This window comes from Stutzerimonas xanthomarina DSM 18231 (assembly GCF_900129835.1).
GTDB classification, from domain to species: domain Bacteria; phylum Pseudomonadota; class Gammaproteobacteria; order Pseudomonadales; family Pseudomonadaceae; genus Stutzerimonas; species Stutzerimonas xanthomarina.
Window position 1 is genome coordinate 134,281 of sequence record NZ_FQXA01000007.1, and the last position, 15,922, is coordinate 150,202.

Consider the following 15,922-nt stretch of genomic DNA (forward strand, 5'->3'; position numbering starts at 1 on the left):
GGCTCTTGACGCGATGAAGATCGTCATTGGTGCGAGCAGAGGTAACCCGCGCTCGGTGCGGATTTCTCTATGCGGATCGTGAATAGACGCGCGTAGGGTGGGCTTCAGCCCACCAGTGTGTTCAGCCACATCCGTCGATACACTCATTCCGCGCTATGGCGCTCAAGTTTTTAACAACAGGGCAGGCGATGCGCAGTACCCCCCGTGGAAAAGGCTCCTCCATTACCCGCGTGTTGGAAATCATCGAAGCCGTAGCGGGCGCCACGGAGCCGCTAACGCCCAGTGCATTAGCGGACAAGCTGGACATTCCCAAGCCCAGCGCCCACCGCCTGGTGCAAACGCTGGAGAAGGAAGGGTTTCTACAGTTCGGCCTGAAGGGCGGCCTGCTGCCGGGCGATCGGCTGCACGCGACGGCGGTGAATATCCTTGGCAGCGGTCGGCACAAGGCGCTGCGTCAGGCGATCCTCCGTCAGCTGTCAGACGAGATCGGCGAAACCTGCGGCCTGTCAGTGCCAGATGGCCTGGACATGCTCTATTTCGATCGCGTGCAGACCAATTGGCCCTTGCAGATCAATCTACCGATCGGTAGCCATACGCCGCTCTGGTGCACGGCCAGCGGCAAGCTCTATCTTGCGTCGCTTCCAGATGATCAGCTTGAGCGTATCCTGCCGCGCCTGCCGGTCCGGCAGATGGCGCGCAACACCGTTACCGATCTCAGTGCCCTGCGTGATGATCTGGCCCGCATCCGTGAAGAAGACCTGGCCACCGATTCAGAGGAGTTCATCGACGGCATGGTGGCCTGCGCCGTGCCGGTGCGCGACGGCCGTGGCGAGCTGAGCGCCTGCTTGTTCACTCATGCGCCGGTGATCCGTTGCACCATGGCGCAACTCCTCAGCTTCGTGCCGCGCCTGCGTGCGGCGGCGAAAGAGTTGGAGGCGATCGTGAGCGGCTGATAGCCCGCGCGGTATGCCAAACGACACGACGCCCGACCTGTTCTGTAGGAGCCAGCTTGCTGGCGATCCGCTTCTCCGCGAACGCCATGATCGCGAGCAAGCTCGCTCCTACATGAAGCGCAGCAGCGCCGTTCGATGTTGCGGGTGTCGTCAGCAGGAAGGGTGGATGACGCTCTTTTCATCCACCGTGATTCAACTCGATGGAATAGCCACCAAACGAAACGATGGCGCGCCACCCGGAGTATCGCCGCTCGGGGTAGCGCCGCACGATGAGTCGCCACCCGGTGGGTCGGTGAGGCGTGATCACCCTACGTATACTTTAGCCGCGGACGCGCCGCTGCTTCTTCAATATTGCCCACATGGCGGCCAATGCATCGTTACCGCGGGCAGTTTTGCGTCTTCCCTGGCCTTCCCACTCTAGTAGGTAGGGTGATGACGCTCTTTTCATCCACCGTGATTTCGCTCGGTGAATCGCCATCCAAGAATCGATTTACGCCGCAAGGTGTAGCGCCACGCGGTGGATCGATAAAGCGTGATCCACCCTACGTCTGCCTTAACCGCGGACGCGCCGCTACTTCTTCAACATGGCCCGCATCGCGGCCAGCGCATCGTTGCCGCGCGCGGCTTTGACTTCTACCGGCGCATCTTCCTGGCCTTCCCACTCCAGGTCTTCCTGCGGTAGTTCGTCGAGGAAGCGGCTGGGCATGCATTCGATGATCTCGCCGTACTGCTTGCGTTTGGCGGCAAAGGTCATCGCCAGGTTCTGCCGTGCCCGGGTGATGCCCACATAGGCCAGACGGCGCTCCTCTTCGATGGTGTCGGCCTCGATGCTGGAGCGGTGCGGGAGAATTTCCTCCTCCATGCCGAGGATGAAGACGTAAGGAAATTCCAGCCCTTTGGACGCATGCAGGGTCATCATCTGCACGCCGTCTGCGCCTTCTTCCTCTTCCTGCTGACGTTCGAGCATGTCGCGCAGCACCAGTTTGGCGATGGCTTCCTCGATGGTCATCTCGCCTTCTTCGTCTTTCTCCAGGGTGTTCTTCAGCGCGTCGATGAGAAACCAGACGTTACCCATGCGGAAGTCCGCCGCCTTGTCGCTGGAGGTCTGCTGGCGCACCCAAGTCTCGTAGTCGATATCCATGACCATGCTGCGCAGGGCGGCGATCGGATCGTTCTGCGCGCATTGCTGGCGCAGGTTGTCCATGTAGCGTTTGAAGCGCGACAGGCGATCGGTGAAGCGGCTGTCCAGCTGTTCGCCCAGGCCGATTTCGTCGCAGGCCGTGTACATGGAAATCTTGCGCGCGGTGGCGTAGTTGCCGAGTTTTTCCAGGGTCGTCGAGCCGATTTCCCGACGCGGCACGTTGATCACGCGCAGGAAGGCGTTGTCATCGTCCGGGTTGACCAGCAAGCGGAAGTAGCTCATCAGGTCTTTTACTTCCTGGCGGGCGAAGAAGCTGGTGCCACCGGAGAGGCGATAAGGGATCTGATGATGCTGCAGCTTCAGCTCGATCAGCTTGGCCTGGTAGTTGCCGCGGTAAAGGATGGCGAAATCGCTGTAGGGCCGCTGCGTCTTCAGATGCAGCGTGAGGATTTCCATGGCCACGCGCTCGGCCTCGGCTTCCTCGTTGCGGCAGCGAATGACCCGTATCGCGTCGCCATGCCCCATTTCGGACCACAATTGCTTCTCGAAGGCGTGCGGATTGTTGGCGATCAGCACGTTGGCGCATTTGAGGATGCGACTAGTAGAGCGATAGTTCTGCTCGAGCATCACCACTTTCAGCGAAGGAAAATCGTCCTTCAGCTGCATCAGGTTTTCCGGCCGCGCGCCGCGCCAGGCGTAGATCGACTGGTCGTCGTCACCGACCACGGTGAAGTGCGCGCGCTCCTGCACCAGCAATTTCACCAGCAGGTACTGGCTGGCGTTGGTGTCCTGATACTCGTCCACCAGCATGTAGCGGACTTTGTTGCGCCACTTCTCCAGCACCTCGGGGTGGTTCTGGAACAGCTTGACCGGCTGCATGATGAGGTCGTCGAAGTCCACCGCGTTGTAGGCTTTAAGCGTGCGCTGGTAGTGGGTGTAGACGATGGCGGCGGTCTGCTCCTTCGGGTTGCGCGCGTTTTCCAGCGCCTCCTCGGGCGTGACCAGATCGTTCTTCCAATTGCCGATGTAGTTCTTGATCTCGTCGACACCGTCATCACCGGCGTATTCCTTCTGCATGATGTCGGTCAGCAGCGCCTTGATGTCGCTCTCATCGAAGATTGAAAAGCCGGGCTTGTAACCGAGCTTGGCGTATTCCTTGCGGATGATGTTCAGGCCGAGGTTGTGGAAGGTCGAGACGGTCAGGCCGCGGCCTTCACCGCCGCGCAGCAGGCTGCTGACGCGCTCCTTCATCTCGCGGGCGGCCTTGTTGGTGAAGGTCACGGCGACGATGTACTGGGCGCGGATGCCGCACTGCTGGATGAGGTAGGCGATCTTGCGGGTGATCACGCTGGTCTTACCGGAACCGGCGCCGGCGAGCACCAGCATGGGGCCGCCGACGTAGTTCACGGCTTCCTGCTGCCGGGGATTGAGTCGGGACATCGTCGTGTGGTCTGTCGAAATGGGGGCGAGAGTTTAGCAGGGCTGGCCCCGGCACTTGAGGTTGTTGACCGGCTGCAACTACCGGTCGTCGCCCGCAGGGCTGGGTTATCGGTCGCAATGCTCTAGGCTATGCGCCGCGGCGCCCGCTTTAGGCTGCTCAGCTTGCCGCCCCGCTTCACACAAGGAGGTGTAACCGTCGAGGTGGCAATACCGCCTTCTGCTCCGTACGAACCGGGGAAACACCGTGACATCTTCCATACAACCCATGCGTTTGGTCCTTCTGGCCGATGAGCCCGAGTGGCGAGAACGCCTGCAGGCCGCGCTGGCCTCGCTACGCAGCCAGCACGTGCTGCTGTTCGCGAAGGACTGGCCGACCGCTACCGCCTACCTGGCCGAAGCGGGCCACACCTTGCTGCTCGCTACACCTCGCCATCGTCCTGCGTCCGGTCGTTTCCCTTGGCCGACGATTCTCCTGCTCGACACCGAACCCGACGAGGCGCCTGAAGGCGTGGTCGATTGGCTGAACGGCGCGCATTTCAGCCCCGAGGTGTTGCGCCGATGCCTGCGCTACGCACGGGAACGGTGCGCCTTGCATGCCACGCTGCAGCGGTTGGCGCAGCAAGACCCTCTGACCGGCATTGCCAATCGACAAGGGTTCCAGACGCTGCTTGAGGCAGAGCTGGCGGAGCATGACGGCGAAGGTCTGGCGCTGGGACTTCTGGATCTGGACAACTTTCGCCGCGTCAACGACACGCTTGGTCACCAGGCCGGGGACCGGTTGATCCTGCAAGTGGTGGCGCGGTTGAAGGCGCAGCTTGAAGTGGGTGATCGAGTCGCCCGACTGGGGGGCGATGAGTTCGCCTTGCTGATCGATACCGCGCAGCGCGCTGGTCGCGCCGAAAAGGTTGCCGATCGGGTGGTTGAGGCACTGGCCGAGCCGTACTGGCTTGACGGTGAGAGCCTGATGCTGGGCTGTAGCCTGGGGCTCGCTCATGCCAAGGCGGATACCGATCCCGACCAGCTGTTGTGGCTGGCGCAGGTCGCGATGCGGCAGGCCAAGGCGCGGCAAGGCTGTACCTGGTACCTCTATAACGAGCGGGTCAACCGCAGCGCCAGCAGCCTGGCGGATTTGGAAGGCGAGCTGCGCCGCGCGCTGCGACGCGATGATCTGGAGCTGCATTACCAGCCGCGGCTGTGCATGGAGACCGGCCGCATCGTTGGGCTGGAAGCCCTGGTGCGCTGGCGGCACGCCTCTCGCGGCCTGCTGGCGCCGAACGAGTTCATCCCCATGGCAGAGGAGAGCGGGCTGATCGTGCCGCTGGGTTATTGGGTGATTTCACGCGCGCTGCGTGACATGCAGAGCTTGCGCGAGAAGGGGGCTGGCGAGCTGCACATGGCGGTCAACTTGTCGTTTCGACAGTTTCAGGACAGTCAGCTGCTGGCCACGCTGCAGCGGCTTATCGAAGAGCGCGGGGTGGACCCGCACTGGCTGGAGTTCGAACTCACCGAAACCGCCGTGATGCGCCGCAGCGATCAGGTGAGCGGCACCATGAGCGCGCTGGCGAAGCTCGGCGTGCGCTTTTCGCTGGATGATTTCGGCACCGGGTTCTCGTCGTTTGTGCATCTGAGTCGCCTGCCCATCAGCCTGCTGAAGATCGACAAGAGCTTTGTCGATGGGGTGACGGCCGGAGGGGACAACGGATTGGTGCAAGCCATGATCAGCCTGGCCCATGAGCTGGGGCTGGAGGTGGTGGCGGAGGGCGTGGAGCAGGCGGCTCAGCTGAAGCTGCTGGAAGGATTCGGTGCCAATCAGGTGCAGGGCTATCTGATCAGCAAACCGCTGCCGTTGGCAGAGCTGGAGAAATACCTGAGTCAGCAGAACAAGGCGGAAAGCGTCGTCAGCGCCTAGGGCCGGTTGATGTTTCGCCGTGTTGGCAGCGAAACATCACCCGTCGGCCCACGCCTTTGTCTAAGCGGCTATCGGACCATGTGCAGGAAGTGCATGTGCTTTTCGTACTGGTCGAGGATGTCGCCAATCACGCCGTCACGGCTCCAGCCCATGATGTCGTAGTTCTGCCCGCCTTCCTTGAGATGCACCTCGGCGCGGAAGTAGGTGGGCTCATCGCCGTCCCCCTCCTCGGTCGCGACGAAACTCGGCATCGGATAGCCGCGCGGGCGCACCTGATAGATGAAATCAGGTGCGCCTTCATGGGTGATCTGCAGCCCGGTACGGTTGTCGTCGCCGGTGGTTAGCTCGACGCCGTAACCCTGCGCGCGCAACTCTTCGGCCACGGCAGCGCAGGCAGGCGCCGCGATGTCGTTGATGAAGCGCTCCACGTCACGACGGCGGGGATAACGGGTCATGTTCTGCACTCGGCGACGCCAGCCTCCCTCTGACTGCGGAGCGGTCGGCATGGTGCTGACCGTCTGGTAGCGCAAGCCCTGTTTGGTGGCATCGACGCGCAGCGCCTTGAGCAGCCCCCACATGGCGCAGAGCAGCACGATGGTGAAGGGCAGCGCACTGGCGATGGTGGCGGTTTGCAATGCTGTCAGGCCATCGGCGAGCAGTAGCGCTATCGCAACAACTCCCATGGCGCTGGCCCAGAAGACCCGCTGCCAGACCGGCGTCTGGCCATGGCCTCCGGAGGCGAGCATGTCCACCACCAGCGCACCGGAGTCCGCCGACGTGACGAAGAACACCACCACCATGATGATCGCGATCAGTGAAAGCACCGAGGCGAAGGGGAAATGCTCGAGGAAGGCGAACAGCGCAAGGGAGCTGTCGCGCTCGATGGCCTCACCCAGGCTGGTGACGTGTTCCCACAGAATCATGTGAATGGCCGTGTCGCCGAACACCGTCATCCACAGCAGGGTGAAGGCCGTCGGGACCAGCAGGACGCCGGTGACGAACTCACGAATGGTGCGGCCGCGCGAAATGCGCGCAATGAACAGGCCGACAAAGGGCGACCAGGCCAGCCACCAGCCCCAGTAGAACAGCGTCCAGCCGCCGATCCAGTCATTCGGCTCGTAGGCATAGAGGTTGAAGGTGGCGGTGACGATCTGCGAGAAATAGTTGCCGGTGTTCTGCACGAAGGTCTGCAGGATGAACACGGTTGGGCCGGCGACCAGCACCAGCAACAGCAACAGAACGGCCAGCGTCAGGTTCAGCTCGGACAAACGCCGTACGCCCTTGTCCAGGCCGGTGACCACCGAGATGGTGGCCAGAACGGTAGTTCCGGCAATCAGCGCGATCTGCACCGGTACCGAAATCGGCACGCCATAGAGGTGATTCAGCCCGGTATTGATCTGCGTGACGCCCAACCCCAGCGAGGTGGCGACCCCCAGCACGGTGCCGATGATGGCGAAGATGTCCACCGCATGCCCGATCGGGCCGTGGATGCGCTCGCCGATCAGCGGATACAGGGCCGAGCGCAGCGTCAGTGGCAGTCCCTGGCGAAAGCTGAAATAGGCCAGGATCATCGCCACGATGGCGTAGATGGCCCAGGCATGCAGGCCCCAATGGAAGAAAGTGATCTTCATGGCTTCGCGCGCGGCGGCGACGGTGCCGCCTTCACCAACCGGGGGCGAGAGAAAGTGCATGACCGGCTCGGCGACGCCGAAAAACATCAAACCGATGCCCATGCCGGCAGAGAACAGCATCGAGAACCAGGTCAGGTAGCTGTAGTCCGGCTCGCTGTGGTCGGGGCCCAGCTTGATCTCGCCATAACGGCTGAGCGCCAGCAATACGACCATCAGCAGAATGACCGCGACGGCAAGAATGTAAAGCCAGCTGACATTGGCGATGATCCACGCCTGGACGTCGCTGAACATGCCTTGAGCGTGTTCCGGGGCGGCGACGCTATAGATCACCAGCAACAGGATGAGTACGGCAGAGCCGTAGAACACCGGGGGATTGAGAGTGGAAGAGGAAGACGTGTTGGCCTCCATGCTGCGCTCCTTGATTACCGATTGGGGAGTGGCCGCCTGTGGCGAAGGGGACGTAATCTAACATATCGGTCAGCTTTAGACCGGCGCGCTCCGCGGCGATGGCTTGCCCGCTTGGGTGTGACCGCGCCAACCAGCAGATTGCAGCATATTTTTTCTGTGCCCTATCGGCAGCTTATCCGGGCTACGCCGATGACCCTTGAGAAGGCAGAAATCTGAACCTGTTTTCAACCGGCCTGGTGGCCGGGTCGGTACTGCAGCGCCTCGGCCAGGTGGGCGCGTCCAATGGCGTTGGCCGGCTGAAGATCCGCCAGCGTGCGTGCAACCTTGAGAATCCGGTGAGCAGCGCGTAGCGACAGGCCTAGGCGTTCGCAGGCGCGTTCGAGCCATTGCTGATCCTCGGGCTGCAATGCGCAATGGCTGCGCAGACCGGCGAGATCTAGGAACGCATTGGCGCAGCCCTGCCGCTTGATCTGAATGCGCCGCGCTTCGGCTACCTGGGCGGCGACCCGCTGTGTGGTTTCGTTGCCTGCCAGTGGGGCATTCAGCGCAGTGGCTTCGCGCGCGACGGTCAGGTGCAGGTCGATGCGATCCAGCAGCGGACCGGAGAGCTTGCCGCGGTAGCGTTGAATCTGGTCTGGCGAACAGCGGCAGCGACCGCTGGAGTCGCCCAGGTAGCCGCAGGGGCAGGGGTTCATCGCCGCAACCAATTGGAAGCGTGCTGGGAAGCGTACCTTGTCACGTGCTCGCGCAATGACGATGCAGCCTGACTCCAGAGGCTCGCGTAGAACCTCAAGGACTTTGCGGTCGAATTCCGGCAGCTCATCGAGAAACAGCACGCCCTGATGCGCCAGGGTGATTTCGCCCGGCCTCGGCCTACTGCCCCCTCCCACCAGCGCTGGACCCGATGCACTGTGATGGGGCTGGCGGAAAGGGCGCTGCGGCCAATGCGCCAAGGGTGACTGGCTGGCGACAGACTGAATCGCTGCGACTTCCAGCGCTTCCTGTTCGTCGAGAGGGGGAAGCAGGCCGGGTAGCCGGCTGGCCAGCAGCGTCTTGCCGGTGCCTGGCGGGCCGGACAGCAACAGATTGTGGCCACCCGCTGCGGCCACCAGCAGCCCACGTTTGGCTGCAGCCTGGCCCTGCACATCCGCAAGATCAGGGTAGGGCAGCACCTGGCGCAACAGGCCTTGGGCCTGAAAAGGTTCGATTGGCGTCACGCCGTTGAAGTGCGCAGCGACTTCTAACAGATGATCGGCGGCATAGACGACCAATCCCGATGCCAGGCTGGCTTCCTCGGCATTGGCTCGTGGCACCAGCAAGGCGCGCCCGGCCTGCCGGGCCGCCAACGCAGCAGGCAGCACGCCCTGGACCGGCCGCAATGTGCCGGAAAGCGCCAGTTCGCCCAGGCATTCAAGCGTGTCGAGGCGATCCGCGGGAATCTGCGCGCTCGCTGCCAAGATGCCCAAAGCGATGGCCAGATCAAAGCGACCGCCATCTTTCGGCAGATCAGCCGGGGCGAGATTGAGGGTGATGCGGCGGGCCGGGAAGTCAAAGCCGGACGTCAGGATCGCGCTGCGCACGCGATCCTTACTTTCCTTGACGGCCGTTTCCGGTAAGCCGACCAAGGCCAGAGAAGGCAGGCCGTTGGCGAGGTGCGCTTCCACCGTGACGGTGGGCGCTTCCACGCCGACCTGGGCGCGGCTGTGGACAATTGCAAGGGACATCCGATCACTCCTTTGATCGTAACGCCAGCCGGTCTATTCGGACGCGGGTGGCGCGATTTTCTCTTCCAGCTCGGCGACCTTGGCTTCGAGGGCTTCAAGCCTCGCCCGGGTGCGTGCAAGCACGATCATCTGGCTATCGAATTCTTCGCGGCTGACCACATCGAGCTTGCTCAGCGCACCTTGCACGATGCCTTTGAACTGGGCTTCGATTTCCGCACGGGGCAGGGGGTTTTCACCGCCGAACAGGCGGGAGGCCTGAGAGCCGACGGCGTCGAGAAAAGCTTTGGGTGGGAACATGAGCATTACCTGGTTCTGAGCGACGCGCAGTGTAACACGGGGTATTCGACCGTCCTGTCGACCCGCGTGCACGTTTGCGGGCATGCCGTTGCGGTGTCGTGCACCGGCATGGTGCGCTAGTCGCACGGGCGAGTTGTGATGTGGCCGCGCAAGCCTGTTGCGGAGCGCCTTACGCCGGGCATTGCTAAAAGCTGGCATCGATTCTGCTTGGAAGCTCGTGAAGCATGCACTGGGAGGTTGCGGTGCATAGGCGATTCTGGACGTTTCGTCGGATCGGTTGATGGTGTCGGATGGTCGCTGGGTAAAGCCGGCGCGTTACAAGAGCCAGACACTGCGCTTAGACTTGAGCCGGGTTCGTACTTCTGGGGCAAGTCCACCTAAACGGGAGAAGTTTCATGAAATTAGTCACTGCCATCATCAAGCCGTTCAAGCTGGACGACGTACGCGAGTCGCTGTCCGAAATCGGCGTTCAGGGCATTACGGTCACTGAGGTCAAGGGTTTCGGCCGCCAAAAAGGCCATACCGAGCTGTATCGCGGGGCTGAATACGTGGTCGATTTCCTGCCGAAGGTGAAGATCGATGTCGCGATTGCCGACGATCAGCTCGATCGGGTGATCGAAGCCATCACCAAGGCCGCCAACACCGGCAAGATCGGTGACGGCAAGATCTTCGTCGTCAATCTGGAACAGGCCATCCGCATCCGCACCGGCGAAACCGATACAGACGCAATCTGACGACCCGGCGCGTAGCGCGCGTTTGAGCGGGCGGTAACGCCCGACACGTCGCCACGCACCGCTCAAGCTTTTGCGACTGCCTGCCTAGCAGGCCTACGAACCCCCACGCCCCAGGAGTAAAACCATGACTCTGCGAAAATTCGCAGGGCTAGGAGCCCTTTTGTCTCTGATAAGCCCCGGCATCGCCATGGCGCAGGAGGCAACGCTTGATTCCGGCGATACGGCATGGATGCTCACAGCCACTGCGCTGGTGCTGTTCATGACGATTCCAGGCCTGGCGCTGTTCTACGGCGGCATGGTCCGTTCCAAGAACATCCTGTCGGTCATGATGCAGTGCTTTGCCATCACCAGCCTGATGAGCATCCTCTGGATGGTCTACGGCTACAGCCTGGCATTCGACACGACGGGCATGGAAGCAGGCGTCACCAACCTCAACTCCTTCGTCGGTGGTCTCGGGCGTGCTTTCCTCAGCGGTCTGACGCCCGACAGCCTCACCGGCACCGTGCCGGAAAGCGTGTTCATCACCTTCCAGATGACCTTCGCCATCATCACCCCGGCGCTGATCGTCGGTGCTTTTGCCGAGCGCATGAAGTTCTCAGCGATGCTGGTATTCATGGGCGTCTGGTTCACCCTGGTCTATGCACCGATTGCCCACATGGTCTGGGGTGGTGATGGCGGCTTGCTGTGGGACTGGGGCGTGCTCGATTTTGCCGGCGGCACCGTGGTGCACATCAATGCCGGTATCGCTGGCCTGGTGGCGTGCATCGTGTTGGGTAAGCGCAAGGGCTTCCCGACCACGCCGATGGCACCGCATAACCTCGGGCTGACCCTGATCGGCGCAGCGATGCTCTGGATAGGCTGGTTTGGTTTCAACGCCGGCTCCTCCCTAGGTGCAAACGGCACCGCTGGGATGGCGATGCTGGTGACCCAGATCGCCACCGCGGCGGCCGCGCTGAGCTGGATGTTCGCCGAGTGGCTGACTCACGGCAAACCCAGCGCCTTGGGCATCGCCTCGGGCGTGGTAGCCGGCCTGGTCGCTATCACCCCTGCTGCCGGCACGGTAGGCCCGATGGGTGCGCTGATTATCGGTCTGGCCTCGGGCGTCATCTGCTTCTTCTGTGCCACCAGCCTGAAACGCAAGCTCGGCTACGACGATTCCCTGGATGCGTTCGGTGTGCATGGCGTCGGGGGCATCGTCGGCGCTTTGCTCACTGGCGTGTTCGCAGCACCTGCTCTAGGCGGCTTCGGTGAGGTGGAGAACATCGCACTGCAACTGTGGATTCAGTTCAAGGGTGTGCTCTTTACCGTCGTCTACACAGCCATTGTCACCTTCGTGATCCTCAAGGTGATCGACGTGGTAATGGGCCTGCGTGTCAGCGAGGAAGAAGAAACCATTGGCCTGGATCTCAGCCTGCACAACGAGCGCGGCTACAACCTGTAAGCACACGGAGTGCGTCCGGAGCCAACCCGGACGCCTTACCCGAACAGCGCTGCGAGGCGCGACGGAAAAGGTGATGAACAATGGATAGCACAGCATTAATACCCGTTCAGTACGGACTCGATACCTTCTACTTCCTCATCTGCGGTGCGCTGGTGATGTGGATGGCGGCCGGTTTCTCGATGCTCGAAGCCGGCCTGGTCCGGGCGAAAAACACCGCTGAAATCCTCACCAAGAACATCGTGCTCTACGCCGTGGCGTCGATCATGTATCTGCTGATCGGCTACTACATCATGTACTCCAGCCCGGACGGCGGCATCCTGCCGAGCCTGGGCTTCCTGATCGGTGACGAGAACGCCGTGGACGTGGTCGCTGCCGGTGGCGAGGACGCGCCGTACTACTCGACCCGTGCCGACTTCTTCTTCCAGGTGGTCTTCGCCGCAACCTGCATGTCGGTGGTGTCGGGTGCGGTGGCCGAGCGGATGAAACTCTGGGCCTTCATCGCCTTCGCGGTAGTGATGACGGGCGTCATCTACCCGGTACAGGGTTTCTGGAAGTGGGGCGGCGGCTTCCTTGACGCCGCTGGCTTCCTCGATTTCGCCGGTTCCGGTCTGGTGCACATGGCCGGTGCATCCGCTGCCCTGGCGGGTGTGCTGCTGCTGGGGCCGCGCAAAGGCAAATACGGCCCTAACGGACAGATCAATGCGATCCCCGGCGCCAACCTGCCGCTGGCGACCCTGGGTGCCTTCATCCTGTGGATGGGCTGGTTCGGCTTCAACGGCGGTTCGCAGTTGAAGATGAGCACCATCGAAGACGCCAACGCGGTGGCTCAGGTGTTCACCAATACCAATATGGCGGCGGCGGGTGGCCTGGTTGCGGCGCTGATCACGGCCCGTCTGCTGTTCGGCAAGTCCGACCTGACCATGGTCCTCAACGGTGCACTGGCCGGTCTGGTTGCCATTACCGCTGAACCATTGACCCCGAGCGCGCTGCAGTCCGTATTGATCGGCGGTGTGGGCGGCGTACTGGTGGTGTTCAGCATCCTGGCCCTGGATAAACTCAAGCTCGATGACCCGGTCGGCGCCATCTCGGTGCACGGTGTCGTCGGCATGTGGGGGTTGCTCGCGGTGCCGCTGACCAATGCCGAGGCGACCTTCGGTGCGCAGCTGCTGGGTCTGGTCTCGATCTTCGCCTGGGTGTTCATTGCCAGCTTGGTCGTATGGGGCGTCCTCAAAGCGGTCATGGGGCTGCGGGTCAGCGAAGAGGAAGAATACGAGGGTGTTGACGTCGTTGAGTGCGGCCTTGAGGCCTATCCGGAGTTCACCAGCAAGCGTTGATTTTAAACGCAACGACAAGGGCGCCTCAGGGCGCCCTTTGTTTTTTCTGGCGCCGCGCTAGAATGCGCGCGTTCAGGAGCCGAAGGGGCGTTGAGAATGTGGCGACAGACACTCATCACGCTGCGCCCGAAGCCGCGAGGCTTCCATCTGATAACCGACGAGCTGCTTGCACAACTGCCGGAACTGCAGCAATGCGAGACCGGTCTGTTACACCTGTGGCTGCGTCATACCTCGGCTTCATTGACGATCAATGAGAATGCCGATGGCGCAGTCCGGCGCGATTTCGAACGGTTTTTCAACCGTCTGGTACCGCAGGGCCAAGCTGGCTACGAACACGATTACGAAGGACCGGACGATCTACCGGCGCATTTCAAGGCGAGCCTGCTGGGTTGCCAAGTGAGTTTGCCCGTCAGCGAGGGGCAGTTGGCGCTGGGAACCTGGCAGGGCGTCTATCTGGGGGAACACCGGGATCAAGGTGGCGCCAGGCAAGTACTGGCCACGTTGCATGGAATGGCGAGTTGAATTTTTTTTGGCGATGGCGAACAAAGCACATCGCTGGGTTAGGGTCTGTTGCCGTTTCGTCGCGGCCGCGACGGAGCTGATTTTTGCGCGAGGCACGGCACGAGTCGCGCAGTTTGGTCGTTCCAAATAAGCGACGAGAAACGCCGTCTCGCGCAAAAATCGGCCCGTCCCTATGGGTTGCGCGGCAAATCTCGCCAGGCGGCGCTGCGGGACTTGGTAAGGGAACGACCATTACCTGCGTCCCGCGCCTTGCCTGTCCAGATTTGGCGCAGCGACGCGGCTCGCAGCGAAACGGGAACAGACCCTTAAACTTCCGCTTTGGCAAGGTACGAGGTTGAACATGAGCGACGAAGAATTAGAACAAGACGATCTGGACACAAACGACGAGGATGAGGGCGAGGAGCTGGCGGCTGCCGATGACGGCGAAGCCGATAACAGCGCCGACGACGAAAGCACCGACAGCGACCGTGCGACGCCTACCAGTAAGAAGAAGGCCAAGGCGGTTGTGGTTGAAGAGCTGCCGAGCCTGGAAGCCAAGCAGAAGGAACGTGACGAGTTGGCCCGTGCGATGGAAGAGTTTCTGAAACGCGGGGGGCGCGTACAGGAAGTCGAACCCAACGTCGTTGCTGATCCGCCGAAGAAGCCCGACAGCAAATACGGCAGCCGTCCTATCTAACGTCGAGAGGTTCTGATTGGACGATAGGTCACGTCGCCAGGCGGGACCGCTAAGAAGCCCAGCACGGTTGTGTTGGGCTTTGTCGTATCTGCGGGAGCGTCAGACTATCGCCACCGGGCGAGCAGCGCAGGCAACTCTGCCAGGCTGCGAACCTCGGCGTCGGGCTGGCCTTCGTGCTGCCACGCTTTTCCGCCTGGGTTGAACCAGATGGCACGAACGCCAGCGCGCTGCGCTCCGCCGATGTCATCGTCAGGATGGTCGCCGATATGGACGGCGTGCTCGGCGGCTACGCCCGCTCGCGCGAGCGCTTCTTGGAACGGTCGAGGGTCCGGCTTGCCAATCCCCAGCTCCTCCGCGCACAAGGCAAACTGGAAATAGTCGGCCAAGCCCAGCCGCCGGATGTCCGCGTTGCCGTTGGTTAGCACGCCAAGCATGTAGTGATTGGCCAGATGCTCAAGCGTAGGGTGTACATCAGGAAAGAGGTCGATGGCGTGGCGCGCCTCGAGAAAGACTTCGAATGCCTGATCGGCGAGGGTGCCTGCCTCGCCTTCCAAGTAGCCGGCGTCATGCAAGGCGTGGAACAGGATGCGGCGGCGCAGCTCGCTGATACGGTGCTTGAGACCAGGTTCGGCCTCGACCAAGATGCGGCGGATCGCGGCGAGCGATTCCACCGGAAATCCGCCAAGCCGCGGTGCATGCTGACCCAGCCAGTCGCGCAGGCTGTTCTCCGCGCTGTGAATGACCGGGCCGACGTCCCACAGTGTGTCGTCAAGGTCAAAGGTGATCAGTTGAATACTCATGGTTCACTGCCTTGCTTGCGTTTGGCGCGTGGGTGCGCCTGGTCATAGACCTTGGCCAGATGCTGGAAGTCCAGGTGGGTATAGATCTGGGTGGTGCCGATGTCTGCATGGCCGAGCAGCTCCTGCACGGAGCGCAAATCCTGGGAGGATTCCAGCATGTGGCTGGCAAAGCTGTGCCTGAGCATATGCGGGTGCAGGTGCTGACCCAGTTCACGCACGCCCGCCTGGCGCACCCGTAGCTGTACCGCTCGTGCACCCAGACGGCGCCCCTGCTGGCTGACGAACATCGCGCCATCCGGCGGGTTGCTCAGCGCACGCAGTGGCAGCCAGGCTTCGAGCGCTTCACGTGCTTTGCGGCCGACGGGTAGCACCCGTGCGTTGTTGCCCTTGCCTTGAACCTGAACCAGCCCGGCGGGCAGATCCAGTTGATCGAGGTTCAGCCCTACCAGCTCGGCCAGGCGTAACCCCGATGAATAGAACAGCTCCAGCATCGCTTGGTCACGATGGCCAATGAAGTCGTCTTCGACGCCGCCATCCAGCAGTTGCATGGCTCGGTCGGTGTCGAGCAGCCGCGGCAGGCGCTGTTCGCCCTTGGGAGCGGAAATTCCAGCAGCCGGATCGTGGGCGCAGCGGCCCTCCTTATTAAGGTAGCGATACAGTCCGCGCAGCGACGACAGCAGCCGGGCCAGGCTTCGGCTCGATTGACCCTGGCGGTGCTGCTCGGCGATCAACTGGCGAACATGTGAACCTTTCAGATCGGCCCAGTGCGCAAGCCCGTGTTTCTGGCAGAAGTTCGACACCTTGATCAGGTCGCGCCGATAGCCGTCGAGCGTATGCGGCGATATTTGCCGTTCGCTGCGAAGATGTTCGAAGTAGGCGTCGAGGTCGGTTTGCATGGGGAAGCCTCAAGAG

12 protein-coding genes and 1 pseudogene are annotated in these 15,922 nt (G+C 62.1%); 7 read left to right on the plus strand and 6 right to left on the minus strand.

What is annotated here, in order from left to right; all coding sequences use genetic code 11:
• Window positions 1-188 precede the first annotated feature (188 nt).
• On the plus strand, window positions 189-953 hold the full coding sequence (locus tag BUE09_RS17545) for an IclR family transcriptional regulator (RefSeq protein WP_073302950.1): 765 nt from the start codon (window positions 189-191) through the stop codon (window positions 951-953).
• Window positions 954-1,524: 571 nt separating this feature from the next.
• On the opposite strand, the gene rep is transcribed toward BUE09_RS17545, so the two are convergent.
• Window positions 1,525-3,534, minus strand: coding sequence for a DNA helicase Rep (gene rep / locus BUE09_RS17550; RefSeq protein WP_073302952.1), 2,010 nt, complete (start codon window positions 3,532-3,534; stop codon window positions 1,525-1,527).
• Window positions 3,535-3,799: 265 nt separating this feature from the next.
• Between rep and BUE09_RS17555 the strand changes: the two genes are divergently transcribed.
• On the plus strand, window positions 3,800-5,443 hold the full coding sequence (locus BUE09_RS17555) for a putative bifunctional diguanylate cyclase/phosphodiesterase (protein ID WP_073302954.1): 1,644 nt from the start codon (window positions 3,800-3,802) through the stop codon (window positions 5,441-5,443).
• Between the two features lie 68 nt (window positions 5,444-5,511).
• Here BUE09_RS17555 and BUE09_RS17560 read toward each other — a convergent pair whose 3' ends face one another.
• From BUE09_RS17560 to BUE09_RS17570, 3 genes and pseudogenes are all read right to left on the minus strand, one after another.
• On the minus strand, window positions 5,512-7,482 hold the full coding sequence (locus tag BUE09_RS17560) for a BCCT family transporter (RefSeq protein WP_073302956.1): 1,971 nt from the start codon (window positions 7,480-7,482) through the stop codon (window positions 5,512-5,514).
• A 224-nt stretch (window positions 7,483-7,706) separates the two neighbouring features.
• Window positions 7,707-9,209: pseudogene (locus tag BUE09_RS17565) on the minus strand (YifB family Mg chelatase-like AAA ATPase); the annotation flags it as partial.
• Between the two features lie 30 nt (window positions 9,210-9,239).
• The gene (locus tag BUE09_RS17570) at window positions 9,240-9,503 is read right to left on the minus strand and encodes an accessory factor UbiK family protein (RefSeq protein ID WP_073303157.1); all 264 of its coding nucleotides are present in this window, start codon (window positions 9,501-9,503) and stop codon (window positions 9,240-9,242) included.
• A gap of 395 nt (window positions 9,504-9,898) precedes the next feature.
• Here BUE09_RS17570 and glnK point away from each other — a divergent pair, with 395 nt between their 5' ends.
• From glnK to sutA, 5 genes are all read left to right on the plus strand, one after another.
• Window positions 9,899-10,237 carry a P-II family nitrogen regulator gene (gene glnK / locus BUE09_RS17575; RefSeq protein ID WP_003096476.1) on the plus strand — a complete coding sequence of 113 codons (339 nt, stop codon included), beginning with the start codon at window positions 9,899-9,901 and terminating at the stop codon, window positions 10,235-10,237.
• 124 nt (window positions 10,238-10,361) lie between these two features.
• Window positions 10,362-11,678 (plus strand): ammonium transporter, encoded by a 1,317-nt coding sequence (locus tag BUE09_RS17580; RefSeq protein ID WP_073302960.1) that lies wholly within the window; start codon window positions 10,362-10,364, stop codon window positions 11,676-11,678.
• 80 nt (window positions 11,679-11,758) lie between these two features.
• On the plus strand, window positions 11,759-13,012 hold the full coding sequence (locus BUE09_RS17585; RefSeq protein ID WP_073302962.1) for an ammonium transporter: 1,254 nt from the start codon (window positions 11,759-11,761) through the stop codon (window positions 13,010-13,012).
• 96 nt (window positions 13,013-13,108) lie between these two features.
• Window positions 13,109-13,534, plus strand: coding sequence for a secondary thiamine-phosphate synthase enzyme YjbQ (locus tag BUE09_RS17590; RefSeq protein WP_073302964.1), 426 nt, complete (start codon window positions 13,109-13,111; stop codon window positions 13,532-13,534).
• 340 nt (window positions 13,535-13,874) lie between these two features.
• Complete coding sequence (gene sutA / locus BUE09_RS17595; protein ID WP_019341247.1) at window positions 13,875-14,210, plus strand: transcriptional regulator SutA; 336 nt, start codon at window positions 13,875-13,877, stop codon at window positions 14,208-14,210.
• Window positions 14,211-14,314: 104 nt separating this feature from the next.
• Here sutA and BUE09_RS17600 read toward each other — a convergent pair whose 3' ends face one another.
• On the minus strand, window positions 14,315-15,010 hold the full coding sequence (locus tag BUE09_RS17600) for an HAD family hydrolase (protein ID WP_073302966.1): 696 nt from the start codon (window positions 15,008-15,010) through the stop codon (window positions 14,315-14,317).
• Window positions 15,007-15,906, minus strand: coding sequence for a tyrosine recombinase XerC (xerC, locus tag BUE09_RS17605; RefSeq protein ID WP_073302968.1), 900 nt, complete (start codon window positions 15,904-15,906; stop codon window positions 15,007-15,009). The genes BUE09_RS17600 and xerC overlap by 4 nt, the downstream gene beginning before the upstream one ends.
• Window positions 15,907-15,922 lie beyond the last annotated feature (16 nt).

What these genes read in the sequence shown, in the direction of transcription:
- BUE09_RS17600 (WP_073302966.1), bottom strand. Translation starts at nt 15,010, where the DNA reads ATGAGTATTCAACTGATCACCTTTGACCTTGACGACACACTGTGGGAC.
- BUE09_RS17580 (WP_073302960.1), top strand. Translation starts at nt 10,362, where the DNA reads ATGACTCTGCGAAAATTCGCAGGGCTAGGAGCCCTTTTGTCTCTGATA.
- BUE09_RS17545 (WP_073302950.1), top strand. Translation starts at nt 189, where the DNA reads ATGCGCAGTACCCCCCGTGGAAAAGGCTCCTCCATTACCCGCGTGTTG.
- BUE09_RS17570 (WP_073303157.1), bottom strand. Translation starts at nt 9,503, where the DNA reads ATGTTCCCACCCAAAGCTTTTCTCGACGCCGTCGGCTCTCAGGCCTCC.
- BUE09_RS17555 (WP_073302954.1), top strand. Translation starts at nt 3,800, where the DNA reads ATGCGTTTGGTCCTTCTGGCCGATGAGCCCGAGTGGCGAGAACGCCTG.
- BUE09_RS17585 (WP_073302962.1), top strand. Translation starts at nt 11,759, where the DNA reads ATGGATAGCACAGCATTAATACCCGTTCAGTACGGACTCGATACCTTC.
- sutA (WP_019341247.1), top strand. Translation starts at nt 13,875, where the DNA reads ATGAGCGACGAAGAATTAGAACAAGACGATCTGGACACAAACGACGAG.
- BUE09_RS17560 (WP_073302956.1), bottom strand. Translation starts at nt 7,482, where the DNA reads ATGGAGGCCAACACGTCTTCCTCTTCCACTCTCAATCCCCCGGTGTTC.
- rep (WP_073302952.1), bottom strand. Translation starts at nt 3,534, where the DNA reads ATGTCCCGACTCAATCCCCGGCAGCAGGAAGCCGTGAACTACGTCGGC.
- BUE09_RS17590 (WP_073302964.1), top strand. Translation starts at nt 13,109, where the DNA reads ATGTGGCGACAGACACTCATCACGCTGCGCCCGAAGCCGCGAGGCTTC.
- glnK (WP_003096476.1), top strand. Translation starts at nt 9,899, where the DNA reads ATGAAATTAGTCACTGCCATCATCAAGCCGTTCAAGCTGGACGACGTA.
- xerC (WP_073302968.1), bottom strand. Translation starts at nt 15,906, where the DNA reads ATGCAAACCGACCTCGACGCCTACTTCGAACATCTTCGCAGCGAACGG.